This window comes from Oleiphilus sp. HI0086 (assembly GCF_001635225.1).
In genome coordinates, this window is the sequence record NZ_LWFZ01001215.1 from 1 (window position 1) to 17,571 (window position 17,571).

Sequence of the window (17,571 nt, forward strand, 5' to 3'; positions counted from 1 at the left end):
ATGTCGATGATGGCTTGTTTGGCATCTGCATCTTCGCCTAGATAGTCAATTTTATTCTGCAATGCTTCAATGCTCGCGAACGCCCATAACCTTTCTATCTCAGGGTTGAGTTCACTTTGTTTTGGGAAGTCAAAAGACGTTGTGTAGGTTTGTTGTTGGCCTGACATTTTGCCTTTGATTTCAACCGTTGCTTTACCATTTCCCCAGTAATGTCCGAACAAGATAAGCTGCTGACCTCGGTACACAGAACCGATACGGGCGGGTGTAAGGTTTTTAACCTTAACGCCGTCAATATCAACTTCGACATCATGAAAGGCTTCGTGAGTTAGTTTTTCGGTAGCGATCATTAGCTTGCCAACGATGTCATCACTATTGGATACACTCATTGCGAAGCCGTTAGAAATTTTTGTCATGCTATCGAGTAGTGGTCTATTAGCACTGTTGCCCATCACAAAGGTAAAGAGTCGTACATCATATTGTTCGAGTAAGCTTAGAAAGGATTTTTTCTCCGTGGTGCCGATATTAGCAACGCCATCGGTGACTAAGATGATGGCACTCGCGCGATCAGAATCGAGACCTTTGATGCCTTTTTTCAGGCCGTCGTATAAATTTGTGCCGCCATTAGGGGTCGTCGATTCAAGTGATTGTGTATATCTTGATACATTCTCGGCTGTCGCAGGGGTGTAACCTTGTGTGATCTCACTTGCATTGTTGTTAAATAGGATGATGCGAAAACGGTCATTTGGATTTAGCTTGGAAAGCCCTTTGTTAACGCCTTCGATAAGGCTGTGGTATTTTCCCTGCATTGAGCCTGAGTAGTCCAGTACAAAGATCCAATCTCGCCCCAAGTTGATTTTACTTAAGTCATCCCCCGGGGTGATGGTCATCATAAAGGTTCCTTTGTCTTTTCCGGGTTCTTTGTGTGTGACCATATCAATCGAGCCTGGCAGGCCTTGTTGATGTCTCCAGTAGACCACGATATCTTGATCGAGTTTAGTGATTGATTGCTTTGCTGTGATTGGGTTTGAGTCTTCTTCGTTTTGTGCGGCCTGCCCATTCATCATGGATATATGCCATGCCTGATTCGTGTTTGAGGTGACAATTGCCTGCGGATGTTTCGGAAGACGGACATCGTCAATAGGGTAAGAGGATCTTATATTCATCTTGAAGCTGAATGCTTCGGTTACCACTTCGTTGTAGCTCCAAAAGGCCAACTTTTCTTCATCGACGCCACCATCTTCAAGTGGGTAGACATAACTGCCAATGCCATGGTCTGAATGGACAGCTTGAATGTAGACTAATCGGATTTTGACATCTTGCTTTGGCAAAACCGGGTAAACGGCACTATCAAAAGATTTATACTCATCCTGTTCTGTTAAGGCGGTTTCTCTGCCTTGTGCTTTTTCTTGCTCATAAATCTCGCGAGCTTGTTTTTTCTCAAGCACCTCGCCAGTCACAGCTTTACCGTCTATCCAATAGGTGAACTCTCCTACCGCTGCTTTTTCTGGAATGGGGAAGGAGTAGATTGCTTCTAGCGTGGTGTCATTCGGGTTGAAAAATAATTGTGTTACTGAAGTAATGGCATAGCCATCCTCGATAGTGACATCTACATGGTGTTGTTTTATTTCCAACGCTGGTAGCTGACCGTTTGCGGGTGACATGAGTCCAGCGGCCTGCGACATCATGCTAAATGCGAATAATAGGGTAAAGCTTATCAATTCTAAGAAGTTTGGTTGTCTGTTCATAATGCTCTCCATTTGTTGGTTTGTGGCAACAAGCGAAAGCAAAACTAGATGGTGATGAACGGATACTCAATAAAAAACGACTAAGTCTAATAGCAAGAGCCTGAGGGTATTAGATAACGATACTTTTCCATATTTTTATACAAGGATTGTTTTGTTGTAGTCACTCAAAACTATTTATCACGCAAACGCAAAATGCGTCCACTGTCGGTGGAAAGGTAAATCCAGCCTTCAGGACTTTCGACAACTGCTCGAATGCGTTCGCCCAGGCTTTCAAGTAATCGTTCTTCAGCGATAGCCTGATACTGCTTGTTGAGCGATACTCGGTTTAGGTGTGTCATCTTTAGTGCACCTGAAAAGAGGTCCCCTTTCCATTCCTTGAAGGCTTTGCCTGAATAAACGATCAGACTCCCTGGCGCAATGGAGGGAACATAATATTTAACGGGTTGCTCCATGCCTTCTTTATGAGTGCTTTCACCCACAGAAATTGGCCCCCAGTATTCCTTGCCATAGGAAATGATGGGCCAGCCATAATTTTTGCCTGGTTTAATCAGGTTTATTTCGTCACCACCTCTTGGTCCATGCTCGATAGACCATAAAACAGACTTGTCGGGAGTAAAAGCTAAACCTTGTGGGTTTCGGTGCCCGTAAGACCATATTTCGGGTAGGGCGCGGGCTAGTTGAGTGAAAGGGTTATCTTTAGGAACCGTGCCGTCTAAATTTAATCGAATGATGCTTCCGGCATGATTGCTTAGGTTTTGCGCGTCTTCCCGTTTGCCTCGGTCACCGACGCTGAAAAATATGTGCCCCTGATTGTCAAAGGCAATACGGCTACCAAAGTGTCGGAAGGTATCGCTATCGCCTTTCGCTACGAATAGCTCACGCCAATGCCTTAGCTGCTGATTCTCTGTGAGTTGGGCGCTGGCAAGGGCTGTCGTTCCCTTTCCATCATGTCTTTTGCTATAACTAAGATAAATATTCTTTGATGAGCTGAATGTTGGGCTTATGGCAATATCAAGAAGGCCACCTTGGCCTTTGGCAAGCACGTTCTTAAGCCCTTGGATAGTTGTGAGCTGCTTTGTTTGAATATCCAAACTATAAAGCCGGCCACGTCGTTCGGTAATTAATAGAGTGTTGGCATCCAGAAAAGCCAGTCCCCAAGGAATATTTAAGCCTGAGTATAGTTCTTCCAAAATGAAGTGAATCTGGCCACTTTGCCCTTCAAGGATAGTGCGGGAAAAGCTTGGGCTGGCAAAGCTTATGAAGAACGCAAGACTAATACATGCAATGAAATTGTACATTTTAGGGAACTCCAATAGCTTCAGCATTCAATCAAGGCAAGTTTTAACCCCTTATCAGGCTCCAGTTCTTTTATTTCATCACTAAGCGCTAAAGGCGTGATAGATCTTACATCCTCTATCGTCTCTCGTATGTCGCGTTCAAATTCTGAAAAGGTTACTTGTTGATTGTTTAGGGCCGCTAAGATAACTCCGCCATCCTTTAAGTATTTGGTGCAGCGACGTAGTAGTTTCTGATAGTCAGGCCAGCCTCGAAAGGAGCCTTTATGAAAAGGCGGCGGGTCGAGAATGATTATGTCGAACTTTGACTGCTTGGCAATTTGGCTGTTTGACTTAAGAATGTTCTTTTTCCAAATCGATACTCTTTCATCCAGTAGATTATTTATCTGATGATTTAATTGTGCGGTTTTGGTGGCGCTACCGCACATATCAATATTAACTACTTTCTTTGCGCCACCTTTCAAAGCAAACAAAGAAAATACCGAGGTATAAGAAAAAAGGTTTAGAACACGTTTGTTTTCGGCGTGTTCAGCAAGCCAATGCCAGCCACTTCGCATGTCTGGAAACACGCCTGTGTTGCGGTTTTCGCCTAAACTAACCTTACACAAAAGATCCTTATCAAGTGCTGCATTAAACTCCAAAGGCAGTTCAGGCTTATTGCTAGTTCGTGTAAACAAAACCTCATTTTCCACATCGGGCCAAGGCCGGGATTGGAGCAATACGCTTTGAATAAACTCATGCTCTTCAAAGATCTCCTTAATGACGGAAAGCTCATTGTTGCTTAGCTCACCTTCATAGCATTGGACAAATAAAACGGGTGGATACCACTCAATATTGAGGTTCTCAAATGAGGGAAAAAACCGACCTCTGCCATGGAATACTCGGCAAACCTGTTCAGGCGATTGTCTAAGGTTTTCACCTAGTTCTTGCTTTAGGAGGTTCTGTACAGTAGTCATTGCAGAAATTTTGGTCCGGCTCAGTGATTGTTCAGGGGATTCTATAAAAGAAATGATGGTAGATCTATTTTTATGATTTTGGCCGCGAAAGAAGAGCAGTTAATTAAATCATAAAGAGAGAGTAAGAGAACCTATAAGGCGAATACCTTATAGGTTGTATGGAAAAAGAAGTCGTTAAGCAATACTGCGCCGCCTCATTAAACCTATGCCAAATAAACCAAACGCTAGTAGGGCAAACGTTGAGGGCTCAGATACGCTAATCACGCATTGATTGGGGTCGGTTTGTGGGTCACAGGAACCTATGCTGATTGAGAATACGTCATCGGGAAAAGCAAACTGCGTATTCTGGCCATCAGGACTTAGAAATATTGCTCTGTCCAAGTCGCTACCGGTCACATTGTACAGGTCGATAAATAAGTCTTCAGGGTCGAAGCCGCTGATGACAAAGCCATCGGTACAGCAATTCACCCAATCCAAATCAATATTGATAGAGCTAGTTGTACCCAGTGCACTATTACCTCCTTCATTTGGGTCATCTAAGAATGCCAGTGCTGCGGGTGTAGAAAAGTCAATGCTGGCATTAAAAGAGCCGCCTCCACTTCCATTTGGTCTTTCAAGAATTACCCCAAAGCTCAATTCATTGGTAAGCGTATTCACATGAGAAAATATCTGCAAGGCGTCAGCTTCTAAGGGGATGGGGGTTGTGGTTCCAGGGTAAACCGGGTTCGCTGATGCTGCCCAAGGGCTACCATAGTTGTAGAAATCAGTGCCTGTTTCTGCACTGTCGAAAGTACCTAGCAAGAACTGAGAGCCATTAAAGTCAATATCCAATACTGCAGCCGAAGCAATTGAAGAAGACAAGGATAGAACGACAGCTGTACACAAATGCCAAATAATGTTTTTCATTGTCTGTTTCCTTCCTATTGTGTTGGTTTTATTGTGAGTTATTGATCAAAAAATACGCAGGAAATAGACCAGATTCTGTAACTTTAGTTATTACAGTAACTTGTCCGCAAGGCTATAAAGGTAGGTTTCAGAACGTGTAAAACTCTTCGACACTATTTGTCATAAAAGTTGGTAAAAAGTGGCTATTCATAATGAGGCTGGCCCGCTATTAAAATTTGAATTGGTTCACGTATTAACGAATCGAGTCGATTGGTAGAATATAGCGTTATATTTCTAAGTATTTGTAATTGCAGAATAAAATATTCAATTCTCAAGTGCTTTGTTTATTCCCCCTGCTTGGGGAGGGGGGAATGTTGAAATGGCTAGTTTAGAATGTGAGTGCTCAATTGCACCCTTATTTAGTCTAAGGTAGCTGTAAAACATTGTGTTCTTTGGGCTATAAAAATAAATATATTAAGATATCCAAGGGGATAACCATGCCGGGTTTAGTTAAGAAAACCATCACCGTGCTTGTGGCCGCATCCGCAAGCATTGCCAATGCTACGATTGACCTTTCAGGCTTACCGGGTGAATTTCCTCACCAAGAAGAAGTTTGTGCCAGTGATTTAGCGAGAGAAGCCTTACGCGCCGAGTCAGCGTCTCAGGCCTTGAATACGCCGTTCATAGATATGATAAAGGTGGGTGATGAGCTTGTCTGGACTCGTATGGGGACTCAAAGCCCGGTACTTGTACCTGGCGATATTGTCACGCTAATCGGCTCAAACTTCGGTGCAGGTGTGGATATAGATTTTAGCAAAATCATGCTGGGTAATACCCGTATTCTTGAAACTGATTTACGTATGTTTGATCAGAAGCTTGCTGTGTCAGATCAGGTTAATTACGAAACAGAGCAGCAAGTTGATGCATGGGATAAAAACGTTATTAGCTGGCAAGATGACCGTATTGTATTCAGGGTACCTGACCATGCTAGCAGCGGTCCCTTGATTGTGCAGGTACAAAAACGAACGGGTTATAATGAGTCCTTGCTACACCCAGGTTCTCCACATACCGTTATTGATGCACAGACCTCTCGTATTATCAGCGATACGTTTCAGCATGAATGTGACGTTGTGTCACAGCTGAGTGATGCCGTTGCCAGCACGCCGATTGATATAGATGTTAATAACCCGAACTTCTCTGATTTGGTGACAGAAGGTCGAAAGATATTCTGGTCGTACGACTACAATATTGGTGTCGCACATGCGGTACGAAACCTGGATTGGAAGGCGATCTTTAACTATCGTTCGTTTGACCCGGTTAAAGGAGGCTATGCTGACCCGAGAGAGTTGTTTGGCGCCTATAAAACGGTCAGAGGGCAAGTGCCGAATGAAGCGATGGATGATGTTTACTTTGATCCTTACCCAATGCCAACCCCGATCCCCGGCTTCCTCACCTTGGGTTCTGCCAAGCTTGAAGGCAATACAAAAGATACAGGTTGGGTAGGATATCGCTATGCAGAAGGTAATCACCCTTATACAGGGCCGGGTGAATTTGCCGGTTTCAACTGTGCGTCGTGCCACGGTTATCAAATCACTTACCAAAACGTCAATGGCGAAGATGAAACAAAGGTTTTCCCTGGCTTGCCTAACCCTGAATGGACCATGAAGTGGACAGTTTTACAGACGCCGCTAAAAACCTTCAAGGGCATTTATGAGAAGGAGCCAGGGCCAGACTGGGCACCGGAAGAAGAAAAAGTTGCCAAAGATATGTTGATCTATCATATGCCTGCCGGTGCCGGTGAGCATAACTTGGTTAGAATCAAAGGAGAGGGCAGCCATACCGATAATGATTATCAGTTTTCACCGATCGCAATTCCAAATGTGACCAACTATATGTCGATTCGACGTTCTCTGTCGCATACCGAATCCTATGTCGGTTTTGAAGGTTCTTATGTGCATGCAGAAGAGCCGGACGGTGCGCAAGGGGCAATGAGAAAAGCGCCTTTACAAGCCTTAACCGCGTACATGACCCAGCTTGATGAGGACGATGACTTACTACGTGAAATTGGTATGTATCGCTGGTTGAAGCAGAAGGGTTTACTTGTCGACCAAACAGAAACCGGTACAGTCATAGAGACCTATACCGAGATGGTACCGCAGCCGCCTAAGCGGGGCTGGTTTGGTATTAAGATACCTCAACCAGATAAAGAGGTAACGAAAACGCGCGAAATACCAGCATTGCAAGAAGGACAGTTTATTAGCCAGGGCTGGCAGTCCTATCCAAAAGTTTCTGCAGCGATAGCAAGAGGTAAAGAGACCTTCGATCGCGATTGCGGCAGCTGCCACAATGATGGCGTCGGTGCCAACACAAATGAAAAGATGTTGCGTTTGGATGAAGTTGGCAGATTTTTCTCTCCAACGATTTACCAAAAAGAGGTCGAGTCGATTCGCGCGACATTCTTACGTGATATGTACTGGGTGCAGAATCGTGGCTTGCTATCTGACGGTCACGTGAGAAATATGAGTGATCTGGTATCTCCAGCTCGTTGTGATAGCAACTCTGAAATGTACCAACAATATTACACCTTGCATGCACCGGTTCGACCTGCGCCCGGCTCTGTCGATCAGCCGATTACTACACCGGACTTAAATCGCAGAGGCGATGTATTCAGGGTGCCCAAGTCGGACTACATTACCAGGTTGGATCGAGGTTACAAGCGCAACCGCTTTATCGAAAAGCACAAATACTTTAGTGAAGTGTCTTGGGATGACGACCACTACTACTGGGATTACCAGAAGATGCGTCGTGAATTTGGTGTAGATGAAATGGGGACACCTGGCCCGGTTGGTTTACCAGCGACACCACACCCATGGTGTACATCGAATACTGAGGAGGTTTCAGATTTGGTTCAGTACATTATGACGCTGTAAGCTTGAGCGAGTAGACAAAGGCCAGCCCCGATTAGACTAAGGGAATGTTCAATCGGGGCTGGCTAAAGGCTCAGTTTATCTATTAGTCAGTAACGGACAATTCTTTGGTCTTCACCTGCTTAACCAGTGCATTTTTCGCAACTTCGTTTATCGCATATTTTTCAATGCCGGCTAAATGGGTTTTACCAAAATATCGATACCAGTTAATTAGCTTGGCATCGACAGGGAACTCTCCGTCAGACTTTTCGCCTAGCTCTTCAGCTAAGGCTAGTAGCTTGCCATTATGAAAGCGGTATTTGGGAAAACCATAAAAAGAAAACGTGGTCGACAAGGTTAAGGCTGTATCTATATTCTTGTGCATGCGGTTTTTGCGTTTTTTAAAGCCGATTTTTGATCGAACGTCTTGCAATATATCCAGCGGCACTTGAGCTGCTTTCATCGATGCTTCAAAGACAGACTTAGAGACAAAGGTAAATTCTTTCGAAGGCTTTTTAGCCTTAAACAGCTTTGGGTAGGCCTTGTAGTTTGATTGGGCTTCATCAACCATTGCGCGCTTTAGTTCAGCAACTGTCACCGGGTTAGATGAGCTGCTGCAGCATTGGTAAATGTTTGTTTCGCCGGGTGACTTCAGTGCTTTGGTCATGGACAGAATAACGCTATTAGCGACTAAGTCTGCGGGAATAATGTCCATTGCTGCATGCGGGTCAGCAGGGAAGTAAGAGATTTTTCCACGAGCGTAGGCAAATACAATGGCATCGGCAACTTTTATGCCTTCAATCCACCCAGGTACTGGCGCACGAAGTGTACTTTCGATAATTGAAGGTCTAAGTATGACAAGAGAGCTCGTATCTAGTTTCTCTATTAGTAGCTGCTCGCCAAGCCACTTTGTGAAGGTATAAGTGTCATTCCAGCCGTAGCGATGGGCTTGCTCGATCCCCAGGTCAACCAAGGCGTTCTTTTGTTCTTCTTTCGTGCTTGAGGGCAAAAATGCGCGTGCGATTCTGTCTTGTAGTGAATGGATTAAACCTTCGACTAGATAGTGACCTTGTGCATTGCGTGGGACTTTTCGTTTATATGGCCCTGTTGTCTCTTCGTAAATCTCACCTTTGTTTAAGCCATGAACATAGCATGTCGAAACCTGTACAACGGGTGTTCCTTCTCCACGCTGCGATAATTCGATAATATTCTTTAAGCTTAAGGTGTTGATTGCTAGAGCCTTGTCTAGCGGTTCTCTAAAGTCGACACTCGCAGCAGAGTTTACGATGACGTCGATTTTTGAAGCAAGTTCATCAAAACTATCTTCGTCTAAGCCGAATAGCTTATCTGTTAGTTGGCCGCTGACGATGTTAAGTTTTGTCAGACAAAAGTTCTTGAATGCCTGTTCATCTAGGCTCTTTAAGTGTCCAAAGACTGAAGAGCTAAGTACTTCTTGCTCAAGACGTTCCTGAGCTGAATTGTATCGTGCGTTGCCGCGAATGAGTAAATGAATACTGGCAACATCGGGAGTGGATCGAATAATTTTTTCGAGTACAACTTTGCCGAGAAACCCGGTACACCCTGTGATTAAAATATTTTTCCCTTTGAGGGTCTCTTTTACCATTGAAGATTCTTGAGTCATCGCATACCTGCCTAGCACCTGAGTTAATCTGAAAGCCTTATACCCGAGTAAATCACAATATCCCGTATGGGGCTTGTTGTGCCGCAAGATACGGCAAACTATAAACATTTTTGGTGCGTAACTTCACAGTACGAGATGTTCATCACATTAATTTTTAGTAGTAGAGTATATGCACTAATTTTTAGTTTTTGGCTCGCTGTTATTGCTGGAGGCTCGGGTTATTTGAATTGTGATCGAATCCTTTGGTTAATTACTGTACAATCTCGCTCCCTTTGACTACTGCGTCTAATATTCAGTAGTTCCCTTTGCGCCAGGAGTTATCATGAGTTTCAAGCAAGACCTTCAAGCACTACAAAATACCTTAGACAAAAAACGGAATACCTTAGTGGCCGCAGAGAAGCGTTTTAATCAGGTATTGGTCGGGCAAACAAAGCGTGATATCGAGTCTATCAATAAACAGATTTCTGCTTTAAAGCAGGCAAAAGCTTCAGACGTAAGTAGTAAATGCGCTCAACTTAAGGCAATGAAGTTTCATCGAGCGCTTCTCAAAGAAGAGCAGGCAGACATGGGTAAACTCAAGAAGTCTGTGAAAGGGCTTGTAGTCGTGCATCCATTGACGGCGCTCGGTCGAGAGATGGGCGTGAGTGAAGTAACCGGGTATGCTAGAAAAGCGTTCTGATTTTCAAGGTCTTAAGAGTCGTTATTTCCTGAGTGCCATCTCAGCGATGAACCAGGAGTGTGCTGCTAGAACAACCAGAAGCATAATGGCAGTAAGATCGCGGTAAAAATGCCATTGACGATCATTGCAAGAATCGAATAAGCGCCGCACTTGGAACTAATTTCAAAAGCTTTAACCGTGCCAATGGCATGTGCGCTGAGCCCTAGGGCAAGGCCTTTTTCCTCGTCATTTGTAATATTAAAGCGTTTGAACACAAGCGGTGCAATGACTGCACCAAAAACGCCGGTAATCATCACAAAGCCAGCTGCTAAAGATGCGACCGCGCCAGTTTCTTCTGAAACCAGCACAGCAACCGCTGTGGTGACCGACTTGGTGAGCATGGCAAGAATTGACTCGTCACTTGCTTTGAACAAAAGTAAAACGCCTACCGCAAGCAATACCGTCAAAAAACCTCCCAAGCATATTAGGGCGATGAGAGTCTTTATTTTTGAACGCATATGGCGGCCTTCATAAAATAAGGGGATGGCTAAAGCAACAATTGAGGGCGCCAGGAACCAATGAATTATTTGTACTGATTCGAAGTAATCTTGATACGAAATATTCAGTGTTAAGAGCAGCGCGATCATGGTCCCTGAACCGAGGAGTACAGGTTGCAATAAAGGGTGAAGGCCTGACTTAAGGTAAATTCTTCTGACTGCCCAGTAAACGGCTGCTGTTGTTAATATCATAGACAGGTCAAAGAAGTAGGGGAGCTTAAATTCAGACATTAGTTCCACCGCTAAGACTCCTCAAGTTCTTGGCTTTTTTCTAGCTTTTCGATCAGCCAAGGCGTGGTCACTAGGGTAAAGATAACGCTGCTGGAAATTGCTATCAGAATCGCTAGCCATTCTTTTTTTATCAGGTGCCAGTGATCCATAATGCCAATACACGAAGGCATGATTAGCAAAGGAATCAGAATAGTCAGTACTTGGCTGGAGCGGTCTAAAGAGGCCCCTGTTTTGCCCCGTAATACACATATACCGGTCAATAACAGCAGGCCTAGAATCGCACCAGGTACCGGAATGTTAAACAGTTCAGTGACTAATGAAGCGAAGATGCTTATCGCACATAAAATTAGCAAACCAAAGATCATTAATATTTCCTGTGAGTTGGGGCGGCTATTTTACACATATTGGGTCATTAAATTTAAGTTTGTGTATCATGCAAAATAACGTTGCTTATAGAGATAGATATGAAACTCTTTTATTACTTCACCTTATCAATTCCAAGTTTACCCGACTATAATAGCGCCAAAACAATATTCAGGAGTTAAAACGAATGCCTAAAGCAAGTGAAATTAAGAAGAACGCTGCCGTTGAAATGAATGGTGAAGCTTATATTGTTCGCGATATCGAGCGCTCTGTTCCACAAGGCCGTGCAGGCGGAAGTTTGTATCGTATGCGTATGTACAATGTGGCGACAAACCATAAGATTGATGAAACTTTCAAAGACTCCGATATGCTGTCACTTGCAGATTTGGACCGCCGCCCGGTAACTTTTTCATATGCTGATGGTGATGAATACGTTTTTATGGATAGCGAAGACTACTCTTCATATAGTCTGGATAAAGAAAGCATCGCTGATGAGTTATTGTTTATGGCCGAAGATGCGCAAGGCTTGCTGGTTGTGATGGTAAACGAGGCTCCGGTTGCACTGGAGTTACCTAGTACTGTTGAGCTGGAAATTGTAGAAACTGACCCAGCTTTAAAAGGTGGCTCGGCTACCGCGCGTACCAAACCTGCAATCTTAACGACGGGTTTAACGGTACAAGTGCCAGAGCACATTTCTACTGGTGACCGTATTAAGATCAATGTTGAAGAGCGCAAGTTTACTGGGCGAGCAGAGTCTAAATAATTTTTTCGCGTCGGCGTTTGAGATAAAGCCTTTATGCCGATAGGTGAGGCAGGCAAGTAAAAATGCCTGCCTAAAATATTAAATAATTTGTTGAAAAATAGAAGCTTAGCGTCTTTACTTAATGTAAATATTTACATTGAGGGTGGTCATGGCTCGTACAAACTCAGCAGAATCAGTTCGGCAGCATGCGATAGAGAAGGCAAAGGCCGGTTTAGGTATTTCTAGTTGCCCTTATCCTAAAAAGTCTCCTTTTCAGGCTGTGTGGATAAAGGCATTTGTTCGTGAAGCACAATTAGACTGGATAAGTGCCGCCAGCTAAGGCTCGATCAGTAAGCTCGACTCCCAGTAGTGCCCCTTACCATGAAAGCGTTGGTAATATAAATCCGTATAATGTATCACTCGGGTGCCGTAGCCAGGTTCATGGATATAAACCCTGTCGTGGTCGTCATAACCATAGATCACAAGGTAGTGCCCGCTATAATACGGTCCGTATTGAAGCATGACAGGGCTGCCTTGACGTAGTTGAGACCTTATTTCAATCAGGCTTAATGTTCCGCTAACATAGCTATCTAAACCTCCCAAATCCCATAAGAGCCAACTGATGTCATCGATAGTCGGTGTGCTCTCTGTATCTAAATATACATACTGATAGTCTAATAAATCTTGTTGAGAGTAATAAAGTTGGTGGTGACGTAAGATGATTTCAGTTGCCCTTGCCCAACTGCTATCACTTTCTCTATAGGGTGTGGTCTCGATCTCCAGTATATAAGAACCTTGCTGGCTTGTGATATGGCAGCCGGAAATCAGCATTGTGATCGCTATCAGTACCGCCGCTTTGTTTATGCTTTTCATACATACTCCTGCTTGTTTATTAATATCTGTACATTGTGAAACAAGTAAGCTGAATGAAAGCTGAACGTGAGACTTGTGTTTTTTCCTGTCATCCCCGTGAGTTATAAGTTACTGTTAGCGGTATATTCAATGCATTAAATACCTTTCTCATGCCGCTTAAGATTAACGACTACGTCACTATTCCTGATGAAGAGCTTCAGCTCTCTGCTATTCGTTCTCAAGGTGCGGGTGGTCAGAATGTGAATAAAGTTTCGTCTGCCATTCACTTGCGCTTTGATATCAAAGCATCTTCGCTTTCGGATTTTTATAAAGAGCGGCTGCTAGGCCTTAAGGATAGCCGTATCAACAAAGAGGGCGTCTTAGTGATCAAGGCGCAGCAGTTTCGTACCCAAGAGAAGAATCGTGAAGATGCGCTGGCTCGTTTAGTGGCTTTAATTCAAGCAGCAACGGTTGTTCATAAAACCCGGCGGCCAACGAAACCTAGTCGAAACTCTCAGCGAAAGCGCATGGATAGTAAGACCAAACACAGTCGAACCAAGGCGCTTCGCGGTCGGGTTAGAGACTAAACCTATTTAAGTCTTAGTCAGGTTTCTATTTTATATTTCCAATATTCTGGAAGTATGGTTGTGGTGGAGGCAGTTTATCTATAAGCTCCCTATTATGGATATCGAAAATGCAGCAAAACAATTAGAAGCTTTGGGTAATGTTACTCGCCTTGAAATCTTTCGGACTCTGATCCAGGCGGGGCAGAGTGGTATGACAGTGGGCGACATACAGAAAAAGTTGGGTATACCTGCTTCAACCTTGTCACATCATATTTCCAAGCTGATGCAATGCGCTTTGCTTAGCCAGCAAAGGGAAAGTAGAAACTTATACTGCAAAGCGAACTTTGCCAACATGACAGAGTTAATGTCTTTTTTGATGAGAAATTGTTGCTCGGCGGATGAGAAGTCTAAGTCCTGTTTATAGGTGTGGTGAATCGATTGCCACAGCAAGGTGATTTTCTGGCGAATATTCATCAGGGTGCGCGTTGCGAAGCTGGAGAGGTTTCGCTCAGAGAGCAGTATATAATCGATACGATGCGCCCTTTCTTATTAAATGAAGGCATTGCTCTGGCTGGGCTCGACTTTATTGGTGGTTATATTACCGAGGTTAATATTACTAGCCCTTCAGCCATTCGGCAGATCAATACAGTAAGTGATCAGGAAATACAGAAAGTCTTGGTTGATGGCATTGAAGCTAGACTCAAGAATAAATTTGCTAAAGCTTGCTGTGACAGTTTCTACTCAAAAGCGAGTTGAATCTAGCCGGAATACAAAGACTGAATCACGGCTACAAGCTCTTTTTCGGTACTGAAGATAACGCCGTTTTGGTTCATGAAGGTGCTGTCTGCTTTATTCAGTTCTAGAACTTGTCCCTTATAATCACAAACAAATGCACCGGCTTCTGAACAGATACACGCGGTGGCAGCAAAATCCCAAAGGCTACCGCCGCCGTCTTCTTTTTTGGGCGGCTTAAAGTAGCATGCGGGTGGATTTTCTAAAGCCTGTATGGCGTTCATTACTGCACCGCAGTGATGAATTTCATTGATTTGAGTTAAGCCCTTATTTGTACGCCATTGGTCGATTGCTTTGTGGATATCAGGAAAGTCAGGCCTTTTTAGAAGGCTGCGATCACAGGGGAGCGTTAGCTGCTCAGTACGAAGTTCGTTTTCCGGGCGCCAGGCTTGGCCATTCAAATAGAGGCCTTGCTCTGTAATAGCCGAGTACATTCTGTCTTTTACCGGGTCATATACCACACCAATTAGAGATTTACCTGTTTTCGAAACCAGGGCGATTGATACAGAATAACCAGGTCTTGCTTGTGTAAAGGCTAGCGTTCCATCTATTGGGTCAATGCACCAAAAAGCTTCTTTTATCAGGCGTTGCTTGTCATCTTCTTGCTCCTCACTGAGTACTGCCAAGTTGTACTTTCTTACGCTGTCGTCCAAATGATCAAGAATTAGCTTCTCACAACGCAAGTCGACTTCGGTTAGTACTTGTGATGCTTCGCTTGAACCTGTCGATTTAGTTAGGATTTCAACTTTCTTATTGGCATAAGTCATTATGACAGCGCCTGCCAGTTGGGCTGCTTCTCGAGCGTATTGAGCGAGTTCCTTGAGATCAGTGGGGGAGAGTTTCATGCCTAACTCTCCTTAGCTTGATTTAGTTGCGAGATTACTTTGCGTGATTGCTGCTCACTGTAGGCGTTGACCTTCCAATGTTCAGGGCTCCAACCTTTAAGGAAGCGGTGAAAGTCGGCCCATGCCACTGAAAATAAAGGGCGCCAGGAGGCTTCAACCTTGCTAGGGTTTATATTGCTTTGGTGTTTGAGCAAAGCCTGTTTAAGTTGTTCAAAGTAGCTATCGAGTAGCTGATTTTCATAGCGCTGGCAGTCTTCTTCATGCAAACAGCTGCCAATAAAGTAGGCCAGATCTTTCATCCCGCAGCCTCCCCCTACGTATTGAAAGTCTACAGCTGCTACAGACTTGCCATCTTCAGAGAAGCAAAAGTTTGCCAACTTGGCGTCGCCATGTACGAAGGTTTGATAAGGGCTGCTTGCGAGTGCGAAGTCGATTCGTGAGGCAGCGCTCTTTAGTGCTTGATCTTCTAGTGCTTCAAGCTCATCAGGGCGAGTATCGAGGTGCCAATATGTCCCTGTTTTCCATAAAGAGTCGGGTGCGTGCCCCATAAATTTGGCATGGAAGTTAGCTAGCCAGCCCAAGCAAGTGTGCATGTCTGTAAGCTTTGCTGACTCTTTTACAATAGGAAAACCTTCGGCTGCAAGGTCTTCCATGATGATTAAAAACTCACCCTCAGAGCTTGCAGTGTCCAAGCACTTTGGGACTCTGCTAGATTCATCGCATAGTGCGCTAAAATCTCTATACCAGGCACACTCAACTTGATAGGAGTATATTTTTCGTTGATGAGAGCGCTGAGTATTCCAGCCTCTGGGGTGCTGACTTTTTTCAGGAAGCTTAACGTGTTTTACGATGACTTGGCTTGCCTGACAGCCTTCCAACTTGTACCGGCTAATTACTCCGTAACCACTCCATAAGCTTTGGATATCTTCAAGCTTAATAATAGAACGAGCCCTGGTCACGTTTAAAATTTGAGACGATAGCGAATGGCTCATGCTAGGTGGCGCCTATCATTCAAAGCAAATAGCCCCTTTCCTAATCGGTAAAGTACCCAAACGCCAACTGCCAACATAATAGGAACCCCAATGATTGCGCCAATAATGGTCACGATCAGAATCCAGGCAATGACTAAACCAACCAAGGCTTTCCAGAAAGTTGTGATTAACCAGTCAAAGTGGGAATACAAGAAGGTACCGTCGGCATCACCCCGCCAGATATAGCTCATAACCAATGCTATGATCGAAGGCCAGCCGGTAAGGAAAGCCGTCAGAATAAACGCTGGCGTTAACAGGCCACTTATAGCACTAAAAATATGTAAGGCATAAATAAGGTAGGTGATTTTAAGCAAGGATGCTGAAGGCTTACCAGGCATATCGGGGAACATTGAGTTTGCACCTTTATATTGACGGTTTTGGTGGAGTTGTAGCTAAGTAAACGATATGGCGAGAAGTATTTAATGGCAAGTTAATCATTAGAAAACAGTGTTTCAATGTTATTAGAGTCAACAACTCTTGGGCGGTTTCTGTTATTGTCGTGAAGCGCTTTTGCACTAATGACATTTAAGGCCAGGGCTATCTCTCATTCGATACGAAATTACGAACTGCTGCTCGTTGCGGTGACGCTTATTGCTGCTGCGGGATGGGTGTTCACCAAAAGCGCCCTGGCAGAGTTTTCACCTTACATCTTTTTAGCACTGAGGTTTTCATTAGCGGCGCTGGTGCTGGTTCTAATGTCCTGGCCGCAATTGGTGGTGCTTAAGCGGCATCAGTTTGTTAAGGGAATAGGTACGGGTATCCTGTTAGGTTGTGCATTGTTGCTTTGGGTCTTAGCGGTGGACCAAACCGATAATATCGGCGAAGGTGCTTTTATCGTGAGCTTGGCAGTCGTCTTCGTTCCGCTAATCGCGCGACTAATCTTTGGTACCAAGATCACCTTCTACCTTATTTGTGCGTTGATTCCCGCAGTTATTGGTTTGGCGCTTTTAGCATTACGGGCTGAGCCAGGAGGTGGTTTGGGCTTTGAATTTAAGGAATCCCATGCTTTCTTCTTTATGTCAACTTTGGGTTTTGCGCTGCATGTCATTTTGACGGGGCGTTATGCACAAGGTATCTCTTATATGGCTCTGACATCTTTACAGCTTGTCGCCATTGCAATCGTCGCGACAGTTGCCGCACTGCTAACTGAGAGTTGGCCAGCTGATTTATCCTATATGGCTTGGGTGTGGCTGTTGTGCAGCGCTTTTATCGCTACAAGTTTACGTTTCGCCTTGCAAACTAAAGCGCTAGCAAAACTGGACCCAAACAGTGCGGCCATGGTTTTTATTCTGGAGCCCGTGTGGACAGCAATCTTAGGCGCATATTTCTTAAGCGAAAGAATGACAAGCAATCAGCTGCTGGGTTGTGTGTTAATTTTTTGTGGGATACTGGTTTACCGNATACCCTTGTTACGAAGCTATTTCCGTCGCTATATAGAAGGTAGGAAGAAAGCGCCACTGAAAGAGTGGCGCTTTCTTCCTACCTTCTATATAGCGACGGAAATA

At 44.3% G+C, this 17,571-nt stretch carries 19 protein-coding genes; 8 read left to right on the plus strand and 11 right to left on the minus strand.

Going from position 1 to position 17,571, the window contains the following annotated elements:
- The 4 genes from A3756_RS21255 to A3756_RS21270 all read right to left on the minus strand — a co-directional run.
- Positions 1-1,745, minus strand: a 1,745-nt coding sequence (locus tag A3756_RS21255) for a VIT and VWA domain-containing protein (RefSeq protein ID WP_068554575.1), incomplete at its 3' end; no start/stop codon positions are given.
- Between the two features lie 170 nt (positions 1,746-1,915).
- Positions 1,916-3,043, minus strand: coding sequence for a PQQ-dependent sugar dehydrogenase (locus tag A3756_RS21260; protein ID WP_068514383.1), 1,128 nt, complete (start codon positions 3,041-3,043; stop codon positions 1,916-1,918).
- 20 nt (positions 3,044-3,063) lie between these two features.
- On the minus strand, positions 3,064-3,996 hold the full coding sequence (locus A3756_RS21265; protein WP_068508856.1) for a class I SAM-dependent methyltransferase: 933 nt from the start codon (positions 3,994-3,996) through the stop codon (positions 3,064-3,066).
- Positions 3,997-4,170: 174 nt separating this feature from the next.
- On the minus strand, positions 4,171-4,902 hold the full coding sequence (locus A3756_RS21270; RefSeq protein ID WP_068514235.1) for a PEP-CTERM sorting domain-containing protein: 732 nt from the start codon (positions 4,900-4,902) through the stop codon (positions 4,171-4,173).
- Between the two features lie 476 nt (positions 4,903-5,378).
- Here A3756_RS21270 and A3756_RS21275 point away from each other — a divergent pair, with 476 nt between their 5' ends.
- Positions 5,379-7,811 carry a hypothetical protein gene (locus A3756_RS21275; RefSeq protein WP_068514238.1) on the plus strand — a complete coding sequence of 811 codons (2,433 nt, stop codon included), beginning with the start codon at positions 5,379-5,381 and terminating at the stop codon, positions 7,809-7,811.
- A gap of 82 nt (positions 7,812-7,893) precedes the next feature.
- On the opposite strand, the gene A3756_RS21280 is transcribed toward A3756_RS21275, so the two are convergent.
- Positions 7,894-9,429: a fatty acyl-CoA reductase gene (locus A3756_RS21280; RefSeq protein WP_068554578.1), complete on the minus strand. Its 1,536-nt coding sequence runs from the start codon at positions 9,427-9,429 to the stop codon at positions 7,894-7,896.
- Positions 9,430-9,751: 322 nt separating this feature from the next.
- Between A3756_RS21280 and A3756_RS21285 the strand changes: the two genes are divergently transcribed.
- Positions 9,752-10,108: a YibL family ribosome-associated protein gene (locus A3756_RS21285; protein WP_068554580.1), complete on the plus strand. Its 357-nt coding sequence runs from the start codon at positions 9,752-9,754 to the stop codon at positions 10,106-10,108.
- A 65-nt stretch (positions 10,109-10,173) separates the two neighbouring features.
- Here the strand turns inward: A3756_RS21285 and A3756_RS21290 are convergent, their stop codons facing one another.
- Together A3756_RS21290 and A3756_RS21295 are read right to left on the minus strand one after the other, a co-directional pair.
- Positions 10,174-10,875, minus strand: a complete 702-nt coding sequence (locus A3756_RS21290; RefSeq protein WP_068508010.1) for an LrgB family protein — start codon at positions 10,873-10,875, stop codon at positions 10,174-10,176.
- Between the two features lie 11 nt (positions 10,876-10,886).
- Positions 10,887-11,240, minus strand: a complete 354-nt coding sequence (locus A3756_RS21295) for a CidA/LrgA family protein (RefSeq protein ID WP_068514244.1) — start codon at positions 11,238-11,240, stop codon at positions 10,887-10,889.
- Positions 11,241-11,425: 185 nt separating this feature from the next.
- Here A3756_RS21295 and yeiP point away from each other — a divergent pair, with 185 nt between their 5' ends.
- Together yeiP and A3756_RS26815 are read left to right on the plus strand one after the other, a co-directional pair.
- A complete protein-coding gene (yeiP, locus tag A3756_RS21300) occupies positions 11,426-12,001 on the plus strand; it encodes an elongation factor P-like protein YeiP (RefSeq protein ID WP_068514246.1) in 576 nt (191 codons plus the stop codon).
- A 148-nt stretch (positions 12,002-12,149) separates the two neighbouring features.
- Entirely contained in the window at positions 12,150-12,320 is a 171-nt protein-coding gene (locus A3756_RS26815) for a hypothetical protein (RefSeq protein WP_156490659.1), read from the plus strand.
- Here A3756_RS26815 and A3756_RS21305 read toward each other — a convergent pair.
- On the minus strand, positions 12,317-12,853 hold the full coding sequence (locus A3756_RS21305; RefSeq protein ID WP_068514249.1) for a hypothetical protein: 537 nt from the start codon (positions 12,851-12,853) through the stop codon (positions 12,317-12,319). The genes A3756_RS26815 and A3756_RS21305 overlap by 4 nt on opposite strands.
- Before the next feature lie 149 nt (positions 12,854-13,002).
- Between A3756_RS21305 and arfB the strand changes: the two genes are divergently transcribed.
- The 3 genes from arfB (at position 13,003) to A3756_RS21320 (ending at position 14,154) form a co-directional block, all read left to right on the plus strand.
- Positions 13,003-13,419 carry an alternative ribosome rescue aminoacyl-tRNA hydrolase ArfB gene (gene arfB / locus A3756_RS21310; RefSeq protein WP_068514252.1) on the plus strand — a complete coding sequence of 139 codons (417 nt, stop codon included), beginning with the start codon at positions 13,003-13,005 and terminating at the stop codon, positions 13,417-13,419.
- Positions 13,420-13,513: 94 nt separating this feature from the next.
- Positions 13,514-13,822 carry a helix-turn-helix transcriptional regulator gene (locus A3756_RS21315; RefSeq protein WP_068506631.1) on the plus strand — a complete coding sequence of 103 codons (309 nt, stop codon included), beginning with the start codon at positions 13,514-13,516 and terminating at the stop codon, positions 13,820-13,822.
- A gap of 5 nt (positions 13,823-13,827) precedes the next feature.
- Positions 13,828-14,154 carry a hypothetical protein gene (locus A3756_RS21320; RefSeq protein ID WP_304438921.1) on the plus strand — a complete coding sequence of 109 codons (327 nt, stop codon included), beginning with the start codon at positions 13,828-13,830 and terminating at the stop codon, positions 14,152-14,154.
- A gap of 2 nt (positions 14,155-14,156) precedes the next feature.
- On the opposite strand, the gene A3756_RS21325 is transcribed toward A3756_RS21320, so the two are convergent.
- From A3756_RS21325 to A3756_RS21335, 3 genes are read right to left on the minus strand one after another with little or no spacing between them, the layout of a single operon-like run.
- Entirely contained in the window at positions 14,157-15,035 is an 879-nt protein-coding gene (locus A3756_RS21325; protein ID WP_068514256.1) for a 3'(2'),5'-bisphosphate nucleotidase CysQ, read from the minus strand.
- 2 nt (positions 15,036-15,037) lie between these two features.
- Complete coding sequence (locus A3756_RS21330; RefSeq protein ID WP_068514260.1) at positions 15,038-16,027, minus strand: phosphotransferase; 990 nt, start codon at positions 16,025-16,027, stop codon at positions 15,038-15,040.
- On the minus strand, positions 16,024-16,416 hold the full coding sequence (locus tag A3756_RS21335; RefSeq protein WP_068514263.1) for a hypothetical protein: 393 nt from the start codon (positions 16,414-16,416) through the stop codon (positions 16,024-16,026). Before A3756_RS21335 ends, A3756_RS21330 begins: the two co-directional genes overlap by 4 nt.
- A 168-nt stretch (positions 16,417-16,584) precedes the next feature.
- Here A3756_RS21335 and A3756_RS21340 point away from each other — a divergent pair.
- Positions 16,585-17,571, plus strand: a 987-nt coding sequence (locus A3756_RS21340) for a DMT family transporter (protein ID WP_068554586.1), incomplete at its 3' end; no start/stop codon positions are given.

What these genes read in the sequence shown, in the direction of transcription:
- A3756_RS21260 (WP_068514383.1), bottom strand. Translation starts at nt 3,043, where the DNA reads ATGTACAATTTCATTGCATGTATTAGTCTTGCGTTCTTCATAAGCTTT.
- A3756_RS21265 (WP_068508856.1), bottom strand. Translation starts at nt 3,996, where the DNA reads ATGACTACTGTACAGAACCTCCTAAAGCAAGAACTAGGTGAAAACCTT.
- A3756_RS21305 (WP_068514249.1), bottom strand. Translation starts at nt 12,853, where the DNA reads ATGAAAAGCATAAACAAAGCGGCGGTACTGATAGCGATCACAATGCTG.
- yeiP (WP_068514246.1), top strand. Translation starts at nt 11,426, where the DNA reads ATGCCTAAAGCAAGTGAAATTAAGAAGAACGCTGCCGTTGAAATGAAT.
- A3756_RS21285 (WP_068554580.1), top strand. Translation starts at nt 9,752, where the DNA reads ATGAGTTTCAAGCAAGACCTTCAAGCACTACAAAATACCTTAGACAAA.
- arfB (WP_068514252.1), top strand. Translation starts at nt 13,003, where the DNA reads ATGCCGCTTAAGATTAACGACTACGTCACTATTCCTGATGAAGAGCTT.
- A3756_RS21315 (WP_068506631.1), top strand. Translation starts at nt 13,514, where the DNA reads ATGGATATCGAAAATGCAGCAAAACAATTAGAAGCTTTGGGTAATGTT.
- A3756_RS26815 (WP_156490659.1), top strand. Translation starts at nt 12,150, where the DNA reads ATGGCTCGTACAAACTCAGCAGAATCAGTTCGGCAGCATGCGATAGAG.
- A3756_RS21280 (WP_068554578.1), bottom strand. Translation starts at nt 9,429, where the DNA reads ATGACTCAAGAATCTTCAATGGTAAAAGAGACCCTCAAAGGGAAAAAT.
- A3756_RS21270 (WP_068514235.1), bottom strand. Translation starts at nt 4,902, where the DNA reads ATGAAAAACATTATTTGGCATTTGTGTACAGCTGTCGTTCTATCCTTG.
- A3756_RS21295 (WP_068514244.1), bottom strand. Translation starts at nt 11,240, where the DNA reads ATGATCTTTGGTTTGCTAATTTTATGTGCGATAAGCATCTTCGCTTCA.
- A3756_RS21335 (WP_068514263.1), bottom strand. Translation starts at nt 16,416, where the DNA reads ATGTTCCCCGATATGCCTGGTAAGCCTTCAGCATCCTTGCTTAAAATC.
- A3756_RS21330 (WP_068514260.1), bottom strand. Translation starts at nt 16,027, where the DNA reads ATGAGCCATTCGCTATCGTCTCAAATTTTAAACGTGACCAGGGCTCGT.
- A3756_RS21290 (WP_068508010.1), bottom strand. Translation starts at nt 10,875, where the DNA reads ATGTCTGAATTTAAGCTCCCCTACTTCTTTGACCTGTCTATGATATTA.
- A3756_RS21275 (WP_068514238.1), top strand. Translation starts at nt 5,379, where the DNA reads ATGCCGGGTTTAGTTAAGAAAACCATCACCGTGCTTGTGGCCGCATCC.
- A3756_RS21325 (WP_068514256.1), bottom strand. Translation starts at nt 15,035, where the DNA reads ATGAAACTCTCCCCCACTGATCTCAAGGAACTCGCTCAATACGCTCGA.